The following is a 9,474-nucleotide window of genomic DNA, read 5'->3' on the forward strand; positions in this document are numbered from 1 at the left end:
CCCGCGCCGGTACGGGCTCCCGCGCGCGAAAGAGCGCGCCCGAGCCCGTACCGCCCGCCTCAGTCCTGCCCGTACCGGGGGTCGACCGACTCGGGGGAGAGCCCCAGGAGCTCGGCGACCTGTTCCACCACGACCTCGTGCACCAGCAGCGCCCGCTCGTCACGGTTCTTCGACCGGATCTCCACCGGCCGCCGGTAGACGACGACCTTCGCGGGCTCCCGCTTCTCGGCCGGCACCGAACCGCCCAGCGGCACGGTCTCGCCGGAGACCACCGGAGGCACCTCCATGATCATGAACTCGACGTCCTGAAGCTGTGGCCAGCGCCGCTCAAGCCGCTCCACCGAGTCCAGGACGAGATCGCGGAAGGTGTCCGCACGGCTCACGGACAGCGGGACCTGCGGCGGCGCGACCGGCCCCCGCATCCCACGGCCGTGCCGGTCCCGCCGGCGGACCCGCGGCTCGGCCGGCGGCTCCCCGGAGCTCCGCGAGGGGCCCGGCTGCCCGGGCGGCACAGGAGTGTCCATCACTGACGCAGCGTAACTCTCCTGGGTCACTCCGCACCGTGGCGCGGACCCGCCGATCGGCGCGTCCCGCCCCCTCCGCACCCCGCCCGCGCCCCCTCCGCTGTCCAAACCTGAACATTCCGGCCGTCCCAGGGAACGATTCGGCACCCGCTCGCGATCGGCCGTCTGGCCGCGCCTGACCGGATTCCTCCCTCTCCCTGTCCGGATCACCCCCTGTGCCGCCCCCCTTGCGCCCCCTCCGGCGCAGGTCAGAACGGGCGCCACTCGAAGGGGGGTGTCGGACGTCACACCGCGACACGGTGGAGTGACCTGGGGGAGAGTCGTCGCGGCCCGGTCAAGAGTGCGGTACCGTCCAACGTCGTGAGCCCTGTACGTCGCTGTTCGCGCACCGCGTGCGGCCGCCCTGCCGTCGCGACACTGACGTACGTCTATGCCGACTCGACCGCGGTCCTCGGCCCGCTCGCCACCTACGCCGAGCCCCACTGCTACGACCTGTGCGCCGAGCACAGCGAGCGCCTCACCGCCCCGCGCGGCTGGGAGGTCGTGCGGCTCTCCGACGCCTCCGCCCCCACCCGCCCCAGCGGCGACGACCTCGAAGCCCTGGCCAACGCGGTCCGGGAAGCGGCCCGCCCCCAGGAGCGCGCCGCCGAGGCCGGCAAGCCCGGCACGGGCCGGGGCGGCGACCCCATGGAGGTCGGCCGCCGCGGACACCTCCGGGTGCTCCGTTCCCCCGACAACTGAGCCCACGGACCGGCGCCCGCGTCCACAACCGGCCACCGGCCGCGTGCCACACCTCCCGCCCCGGGTAGTTTGGGCGTTCCGCACACGCGCCGCACACGCGTGCCGAGAACTCAGGAGGGTGGATCCGTGACTGCCGATCTGTCGCAGATCGTGAAGGCGTACGACGTCCGCGGGGTCGTCCCGGACCAGTGGGACGAGGAGGTCGCCGAACTCTTCGGTGCCGCCTTCGTCCGTGTCACCGAGGCCGACGCCATCGTCGTCGGGCATGACATGCGCCCCTCCTCGCCCGGCCTCTCCGGCGCGTTCGCCCGTGGCGCGGCCCGCCTCGGTGCCGATGTCACGCTCATCGGGCTGTGCTCCACCGATCAGCTGTACTTCGCCTCCGGCAGCCTGGGTCTGCCCGGTGCGATGTTCACGGCCTCGCACAATCCGGCCCGGTACAACGGCATCAAGATGTGCCGTGCCGGCGCCGCTCCGGTCGGGCAGGACACCGGCCTCTCCGACATCCGTGCGCTCGCCGAGCGCTGGCTGGCGGAGGGCGCCCCCGAGGCCGCCACCGTGCCTGGCACGGTTACCGAGCGGGACACGCTCGCCGACTACGCCGCCCACCTCAAGGCGCTGGTCGACCTCACGGCGGTCCGGCCGCTCAAGGTCGTCGTGGACGCGGGCAACGGCATGGGCGGCCACACCGTCCCCACCGTCTTCGACGGCCTCCCGCTGGACACCGTCCCGATGTACTTCGAGCTCGACGGGACCTTCCCGAACCACGAGGCCAATCCCCTCGACCCGAAGAACATCGTCGACCTCCAGGCCCGTGTCCTGGCGGAGGGCGCGGACCTCGGTCTCGCCTTCGACGGGGACGCGGACCGGTGCTTCGTCGTCGACGAGCGGGGCGAGCCGGTCTCTCCGTCCGCGATCACGGCCCTGGTCGCCGCGCGCGAGCTCGCCAGGCACCCGGGCGGGACGGTCATCCACAATCTGATCACTTCCTGGTCCGTTCCCGAGGTCGTCCGCGAGCACGGCGGCGTGCCCGTGCGCACCCGGGTCGGGCACTCCTTCATCAAGGAGGAGATGGCGAGGACCGGCGCCATCTTCGGCGGCGAGCACTCGGCGCACTACTACTTCAAGGACTTCTGGAACGCGGACACCGGCATGCTCGCCGCCCTCCACGTCCTCGCCGCCCTCGGCGGCCAGCAGGGCACCCTCTCCGGCCTCGTCGCGGCCTACGACCGCTACGCCGGCTCCGGCGAGATCAACTCGACGGTCGCGGACCAGACCGCCAAGACCGCCGAGATCAAGGCCCTGTACGCGAACGAGGACGGCATCACCCTCGACGAGCTCGACGGCCTCACCGTCACCTCCGCCGACTGGTGGTTCAACCTCCGCGCCTCCAACACCGAACCCCTCCTCCGCCTCAACGTCGAGGCACGCGACGCGGCCACCATGGCCAAGATCCGCGACGAGGTCCTCGCCCTGGTCCGGGCCACCGGCTGAACCCCCTCCCACCGCCGGGGAACGGGGGCGTGCCCCGTTCCCCGGCGGTAGGCTGACCTGGCCCGATCCGTCTGTTCGAAGGGACGACCCCATGCCGCTCGAAGCCGGCCTCCTGGAGATCCTGGCCTGCCCGGCCTGCCACGCTCCGCTGAACGACCGCACGGCGGACGAGACGCCCGAGCTGATCTGCACCTCCGCGGACTGCGGCCTCGCCTACCCCGTCCGCGACGCCATCCCGGTCCTCCTCGTGGACGAGGCCCGCCGCCCCGCCTGACCCCGTCGTGGGCAGCCCGCCACCCCGTCGTGGGCCTACGTTCCGCTCGGGGGGTCCCCTGGACGAAGTCCTCGGGGGAGGAACGGGTGGGCACAACCCCCAGGGGCGGCGCCCGACCTGCCGCACGCCCACCCCGACCGCCGGCACCGCACCCGGAGGCCCCCTTGCTGGACGAAACCCTGCTTGACGCACCGGACGCCCTCGCGACGGCCGACCGCCGAGGACTCCTCCGCGGCGCCGCCGAGGCCGGCGCCCGGGTCAGGACCGCCGCCCGCCACGCCACCGAGGCCGGCATCGCCGACCTCCGCCCCGAGGGCCGCCCCCGCGCCGTCCTCGTCGCGGGCCCCGGCACCGCCGCCGCCGGCGTCGCCGACCTGATCGGCGCCCTCGCCGGCGCCTCCGCCCCCGTCGTACGCCTCGCACCCACCGGCGTCGCCCCCGCCGCCGGCGCCCTGCGCTGGGCGCTGCCCGGCTGGGCCGGCTCCGTGGACCTGCTCCTGCTGCCCACCACCGACGGCTCCGAACCCGGCCTCGCCCTCCTCGCCGAGCAGGCCTACCGCCGCGGCATCACCGTCGCCGCCGTCGCCCCCAAGGGCTGCCCGCTCTCCGAGGCCGTCAACGGCTCCCGCGGCCTCTTCGTCCCGATGGCGATGGCCCCGCACGAGGAACCCGACGAGTACGGCGAGAACCTCTCCGCCAGCCCCGGCGCCCTCTGGGCCCTCTTCACCCCCCTCCTCGCGCTCCTCGACCGCGTCGGCCTCCTCGACGCCCCGCCCGAGGCCCTGGAGCGGGTCGCCGACCGCCTCGACCGCACCGCCGAACGCTGCGGCCCCGCCATCGCCACCTACTCCAACCCGGCCAAGACCCTCGCCGCCGAACTCGCCGAGACCCTCCCCCTCGTCTGGACCGAGGGCGACGCCGCCGGCCCCGCCGGCCGCCGCTTCGCCGCCGTCCTCGCCGAGCTCGCCGGCCTCCCCGCCCTCGCCGCCGAACTCCCCGAGGCGCTCCCCGCCCACGGCGTCCTCCTCACCGGCGCCTACGCCGCCGCCGCCGACCCCGACGACTTCTTCCGCGACCGCGTCGACGAACCCCAGGCCCTCCGCGCCCGCGTCGTCCTCCTCCGCGACCGCCCCGCCGACGGCCTCAGCGCCGCCCCCGCCGCCCGCGAACTCGCCCTCGGCCACGAGACCGCCGTCAGCGAACTCGAACCCGACGAGGGCGACGCCCTGGAGACCCTCGCGGAACTCCTCGCCGTCACCGACTTCGCCGCCGTCTACCTCTCCCTGGCGACCCAGGGCCACCCGACCCCCTGACAGTCCGGGACACGACACCGGCGTACGGCCTGCGGCCACCCACCCGTCACCCGCGTGTCACCCACCCCCTGTCATCTGTCGTCTGGCACCGTCACCGTCCTTCGCCCCGAGGAGCTGGAACCCGTCATGGAACGCCTCGTCAACACCGTCCGTCCCTACGCCTGGGGCTCCACGACGGCCATCCCGGAACTGCTCGGCACCGCCCCCACCGGCGAGCCGCAGGCCGAGATGTGGATGGGCGCCCACCCCGGTGCCCCCTCCCTCACCCCCCGCGGGCCGCTCAACGCACTGATCGACGCCGACCCCGTACGCGAACTCGGCCCCGCCACCGCCGAGAAGTTCGGCCCCCGCCTGCCCTTCCTCCTCAAGGTCCTCGCCGCCGGCGCCCCGCTCTCCCTCCAGGTCCACCCCGACCTGGAGCAGGCCCGCGCCGGATACGCCGCAGAGGAGGCCGCCGGCATCCCCGTCGACGCGCCCCACCGCACGTACAAGGACGCCAACCACAAGCCCGAGATGATCTGCGCCCTCACCCCCTTCGAGGGATTCTGCGGCTTCCGCGCCCCCGCCGAGGCCGCCGACACCCTCGCCGCCCTGGGCGTCGACTCCCTCAAGCCGTACGCGGACCTGCTCCACGCCCACCCCGAGGAGGACGCCCTCCGCGAGGTGCTCACGGCCCTGCTCACCGCCGACCCGGCCGAGATGAGCCACACCGTCGCCGAGGCCGCCGCGGCCGCCGACCGGCTCGGCGGCGCCTTCGCCCCGTACGCGGTCCTCGCCCACCACTTCCCCGGCGACCCCGGTGTCATCGCCGCGATGCTCCTCCACCACGTCACGCTCCAGCCCGGCGAGGCCCTCTACCTGGGCGCCGGCGTCCCGCACGCCTACCTCTCCGGCCTCGGCGTCGAGATCATGGCCAACAGCGACAACGTCCTGCGCTGCGGCCTCACCCCCAAGCACGTCGACGTCCCCGAACTCCTCCGCGTCGTCCGCTTCGAGCCCGCCGACCCCGGCGTGCTCCGCCCCGAGGCCTCCCCGTCCGGCGAGGAGGTCTACGACACCTCCATCGACGAGTTCCGCCTCTCCCGCCTCGTACGCGCCGAGGGCGCCGCCCCCACCGACCTGACCGCTGCCACCCCGCAGATCCTGCTCGCCACCGCCGGACGTCCCAAAGCAGGCGAAATCACGCTCTCCCCGGGCGAATCCGTCTTCGTTCCCGCCGGCGAGCCCGTCGAACTGACCGAAGCGGGCACCGTGTTCCGCGCCACCGTCGTGGCCTGATGCAACAATGACCGGCCGTACCACGGTCACCGGCACCGGGCCGGAGCATCGACGAAGGGAACAGACAGACCCATGAGCGCGTCAGGCGGAACCAAGGCGATCGTGGCGGCCCTCGCCGCCAACCTCGCGATCGCCGTAGCCAAGTTCGTGGCGTTCCTCTTCAGTGGCTCGTCCTCGATGCTCGCCGAGAGCGTCCACTCCCTCGCCGACTCCGGCAACCAGGGCCTGCTCCTGCTCGGCGGCAAGAAGGCCCAGCGCGAGGCCACCCCCCAGCACCCCTTCGGTTACGGCCGCGAGCGGTACATCTACGCCTTCCTCGTCTCCATCGTCCTCTTCTCCGTCGGCGGCATGTTCGCCATCTACGAGGGCTACGAGAAGATCCACGACCCGCACCCGATCGAGGCCTGGTACTGGCCGGTCGGCGTCCTGGTCTTCGCGATCATCGCCGAGTCGTTCTCCTTCCGCACCGCCATCAAGGAGTCCAACCTCATCCGCGGCGGCCTCTCCTGGAAGGAGTTCGTCCGCCGCGCCAAGGCCCCCGAGCTCCCCGTCGTCCTCCTGGAGGACCTCGGCGCCCTCGTCGGCCTCATCCTCGCCCTCGGCGGCGTCGGCCTCGCCCTCGCCACCGGCGACGGCGTCTGGGACGGCATCGGCACCCTCTGCATCGGCGTCCTGCTCATCGCCATCGCGATCGTCCTCGCCCTGGAGACCAAGTCGCTCCTCCTCGGCGAGGCCGCCGGCCTCGACGAGGTGAAGAGGATCGAGGACGCCGTCGTCGACGGCGACACCGTCACCCGCCTCATCCACATGCGCACCCTCCACCTCGGCCCCGAGGAACTCCTCGTCGCCGCCAAGATCGCCGTCCGGCACGACGAGTCCGCCACCGAGGTCGCCCGCGCCATCGACGCCGCCGAGGAGCGCATCCGCGCCGCCGTCCCGATCGCCCGCGTCATCTACCTGGAGCCGGACGTCTACAGCGAGTCCGCCGCCGCGGCCGGCCCCGACCCCGCCGCCACCCCCGGCGGAAGCGGCCACTGACCCCCGCACCACCCGCCGAACACCCTGACGAGGCCCCCGGAGCGCACCACGCCGCCCCGGGGGCTTCTCCGTGCGGGCCTGCGCCCGGTGGGCCGATCGGTGTAGATTCGTGTACCGCCAGACGTCGCTGCTGATGGCGGTCGGGCGGCCCCCCAGGGGACCGGCCGAGGGAGAGAGGGCCTCCGACGACTGCACCGCGAACCACCCGGGCATCCGTATGCCCGCAGGTGCCTCGACCGCGGTGTCAGGCGCCACAACCGACCCTCACCATGCGATCCCACGAGGAGCAGCACCAGTCATGACGACTGCCGCACAGCAGGACTTCAAGGTCGCCGACCTCTCCCTGGCCACCTTCGGCCGCAAGGAGATCACCCTCGCCGAGCACGAGATGCCCGGTCTGATGGCCATCCGCCGCGAGTACGCCGAGACCCAGCCCCTCGCCGGCGCCCGCATCACCGGCTCCCTGCACATGACCGTGCAGACCGCCGTCCTCATCGAGACGCTCGTCGCCCTCGGCGCCGACGTCCGCTGGGCCTCCTGCAACATCTTCTCCACCCAGGACCACGCCGCCGCGGCCATCGCCGTCGGCCCGAACGGCACCCCGGAGAACCCCCAGGGCGTCCCGGTCTTCGCCTGGAAGGGCGAGACCCTGGAGGAGTACTGGTGGTGCACCGAGCAGGCCCTCACCTGGCCGAACACGCCCACCGGCGGCCCGAACATGATCCTCGACGACGGCGGTGACGCCACCCTCCTCGTCCACAAGGGCGTCGAGTTCGAGAAGGCCGGCTCCGCCCCGGACCCGGCCACCGCGGACAGCGAGGAGTACGGCTACATCCTGCGCCTCCTCAACCGCACCCTCGCCGAGTCCCCGCAGAAGTGGACCCAGCTGGCGTCCGAGATCCGCGGCGTGACCGAGGAGACCACCACCGGCGTCCACCGTCTCTACGAGATGATGCAGGCCGGCACCCTCCTCTTCCCGGCGATCAACGTGAACGACGCCGTGACGAAGTCGAAGTTCGACAACAAGTACGGCTGCCGCCACTCGCTCATCGACGGCATCAACCGCGCCACGGACGTCCTCATCGGCGGCAAGACGGCCGTGGTCTGCGGCTACGGCGACGTCGGCAAGGGCTGCGCCGAGTCGCTGCGGGGCCAGGGTGCCCGTGTCATCGTCACGGAGATCGACCCGATCTGCGCGCTGCAGGCGGCGATGGACGGCTACCAGGTCACGACCCTCGACGAGGTCGTCGAGACCGCCGACATCTTCATCACCACGACCGGCAACAAGGACATCATCATGGCCTCCGACATGGCCAAGATGAAGCACCAGGCGATCGTGGGCAACATCGGCCACTTCGACAACGAGATCGACATGGCCGGCCTGGCCAAGATCCCGGGCGTCGTGAAGGACGAGGTCAAGCCGCAGGTCCACACCTGGACGTTCGAGGACGGCAAGGTCCTGATCGTCCTGTCGGAGGGCCGTCTGCTGAACCTGGGCAACGCCACCGGTCACCCGTCCTTCGTGATGTCGAACTCCTTCGCGGACCAGACCCTGGCCCAGATCGAGCTGTTCACGAAGCCGGAGCAGTACCCGACCGAGGTGTACACGCTGCCGAAGCACCTGGACGAGAAGGTCGCCCGCCTCCACCTCGACGCGCTCGGCGTCAAGCTGACGACCCTCCGCCCGGAGCAGGCCTCCTACATCGGCGTCAAGGTCGAGGGCCCGTACAAGCCGGACCACTACCGCTACTGATCCGCCCCCCGGTCGCACGACCGGGCGACGCGACACCCCAGCAGGCCCCCGGCACCCGTGCCGGGGGCCTGCCCCGTTCCCCTCCACCACCCGAGGACCACGCGATGCCCCGCGGCCGCTACTCGCTCCACGACCCCCACGACCACACCCCCCTCGGCGAGGAGCACTTCCACTGCGCCCCCGGCCCCTCCGGCTGGCGCTACGTCTCCCAGATCACCACCCCCGCCGGCGACCACCGAGGCTCCGTCGACCTGGCCGTCGACGAACTCGGCCGCCCCATCCGCCTCGAACTCCACGCCTCCAGCTGGCAGGTCCGGGGCGCCGCCCTCGACGGCGTCACCTGGGTCCGCACCGACCCCACCGGCACCCACGCCACCGAGGGCAACGTCCGCGCCCACGCCTTCACCGGTACGTCCCCGGCGTTCCTGATCGCCCTCACCCGCCTCCTGCGCCTGACCCCCGGCGCCCCGGAGACCCGCGTCCGTCTGGTCGCCCTCACGGACCCGGTCCTCGCCCCCCTCACCGTCGACCAGTCCTGGTCCCTCCTGGGCACCGAGACCCACCCCACCGACCTGGGCCCCCTCTCCGTCGACGCGTACCAGGTCAGCACCCTGGACACCGGCGAACGCCACACCGTCCACATCGCCGGCGACGTCGTCCTCTCCGCCCCCGGCGTGGAACTGGAAGACCTCGACACACCCCCCTCGACCTTCCCGGCCTGACGCCTCCTCGCCACGCCCCCGGCCGATGTGCGACGGGCCCCGCCGAGCTGGTACTGTCCTCCGGTGCCCGAAAAAACCGTTGACACGGTGGACGCGGGGAGGTAGATTCAGATGGTTGCCTGGAGCTGGACAGCTCGGCAGCAATCAACTAGAGTCTGACTCACTCCCGATTCTTTATCGCGAATCACGAAAAGCCACCGATTAGGTAGCCGGAAATGATTCTGATAAAGTCGGAAAGCGCTGGAAGGCCCCGAGAAAAACAAATCGGGACCGGAAAGCACCGAGGAAATCGGATCGGAAAGATCTGATAGAGTCGGAAACGAAGGAAGCGCCCGGA

The 9,474-nt window shown here is 72.3% G+C and carries 10 protein-coding genes; 8 read left to right on the plus strand and 2 right to left on the minus strand.

What is annotated here, in order from left to right:
• Positions 1-59: 59 nt before the first annotated feature.
• Entirely contained in the window at positions 60-524 is a 465-nt protein-coding gene (locus ABZ621_RS36870; RefSeq protein WP_360611460.1) for a metallopeptidase family protein, read from the minus strand.
• 309 nt (positions 525-833) lie between these two features.
• Between ABZ621_RS36870 and ABZ621_RS36875 the strand changes: the two genes are divergently transcribed.
• The 8 genes from ABZ621_RS36875 (at position 834) to ABZ621_RS36910 (ending at position 9,137) form a co-directional block, all read left to right on the plus strand.
• Positions 834-1,265 (plus strand): DUF3499 domain-containing protein, encoded by a 432-nt coding sequence (locus ABZ621_RS36875; RefSeq protein WP_169093684.1) that lies wholly within the window; start codon positions 834-836, stop codon positions 1,263-1,265.
• A gap of 126 nt (positions 1,266-1,391) precedes the next feature.
• Positions 1,392-2,759 (plus strand): phosphomannomutase/phosphoglucomutase, encoded by a 1,368-nt coding sequence (locus ABZ621_RS36880; RefSeq protein ID WP_360611447.1) that lies wholly within the window; start codon positions 1,392-1,394, stop codon positions 2,757-2,759.
• Positions 2,760-2,850: 91 nt separating this feature from the next.
• Positions 2,851-3,033: a Trm112 family protein gene (locus ABZ621_RS36885; RefSeq protein ID WP_360611449.1), complete on the plus strand. Its 183-nt coding sequence runs from the start codon at positions 2,851-2,853 to the stop codon at positions 3,031-3,033.
• A gap of 164 nt (positions 3,034-3,197) precedes the next feature.
• Positions 3,198-4,346, plus strand: coding sequence for an SIS domain-containing protein (locus tag ABZ621_RS36890; protein ID WP_360611451.1), 1,149 nt, complete (start codon positions 3,198-3,200; stop codon positions 4,344-4,346).
• A gap of 126 nt (positions 4,347-4,472) precedes the next feature.
• Positions 4,473-5,624, plus strand: a complete 1,152-nt coding sequence (gene manA / locus ABZ621_RS36895) for a mannose-6-phosphate isomerase, class I (protein ID WP_360611453.1) — start codon at positions 4,473-4,475, stop codon at positions 5,622-5,624.
• Positions 5,625-5,696: 72 nt separating this feature from the next.
• A complete protein-coding gene (locus tag ABZ621_RS36900) occupies positions 5,697-6,662 on the plus strand; it encodes a cation diffusion facilitator family transporter (RefSeq protein ID WP_360611454.1) in 966 nt (321 codons plus the stop codon).
• Positions 6,663-6,960: 298 nt separating this feature from the next.
• On the plus strand, positions 6,961-8,415 hold the full coding sequence (ahcY, locus tag ABZ621_RS36905) for an adenosylhomocysteinase (protein ID WP_360611456.1): 1,455 nt from the start codon (positions 6,961-6,963) through the stop codon (positions 8,413-8,415).
• Between the two features lie 104 nt (positions 8,416-8,519).
• Positions 8,520-9,137: a hypothetical protein gene (locus tag ABZ621_RS36910; RefSeq protein WP_189955759.1), complete on the plus strand. Its 618-nt coding sequence runs from the start codon at positions 8,520-8,522 to the stop codon at positions 9,135-9,137.
• A 107-nt stretch (positions 9,138-9,244) separates the two neighbouring features.
• On the opposite strand, the gene ABZ621_RS36915 is transcribed toward ABZ621_RS36910, so the two are convergent.
• Positions 9,245-9,474: hypothetical protein (locus tag ABZ621_RS36915; protein ID WP_360611458.1), on the minus strand; the 230-nt coding region annotated here is incomplete at its 5' end.

Origin of the sequence: Streptomyces sp. NPDC007863 (assembly GCF_040633895.1) — a bacterium.
GTDB lineage: Bacteria > Actinomycetota > Actinomycetes > Streptomycetales > Streptomycetaceae > Streptomyces.

What these genes read in the sequence shown, in the direction of transcription:
- ABZ621_RS36900 (WP_360611454.1), top strand. Translation starts at nt 5,697, where the DNA reads ATGAGCGCGTCAGGCGGAACCAAGGCGATCGTGGCGGCCCTCGCCGCC.
- ABZ621_RS36910 (WP_189955759.1), top strand. Translation starts at nt 8,520, where the DNA reads ATGCCCCGCGGCCGCTACTCGCTCCACGACCCCCACGACCACACCCCC.
- ABZ621_RS36870 (WP_360611460.1), bottom strand. Translation starts at nt 524, where the DNA reads ATGGACACTCCTGTGCCGCCCGGGCAGCCGGGCCCCTCGCGGAGCTCC.
- ABZ621_RS36885 (WP_360611449.1), top strand. Translation starts at nt 2,851, where the DNA reads ATGCCGCTCGAAGCCGGCCTCCTGGAGATCCTGGCCTGCCCGGCCTGC.
- ahcY (WP_360611456.1), top strand. Translation starts at nt 6,961, where the DNA reads ATGACGACTGCCGCACAGCAGGACTTCAAGGTCGCCGACCTCTCCCTG.
- manA (WP_360611453.1), top strand. Translation starts at nt 4,473, where the DNA reads ATGGAACGCCTCGTCAACACCGTCCGTCCCTACGCCTGGGGCTCCACG.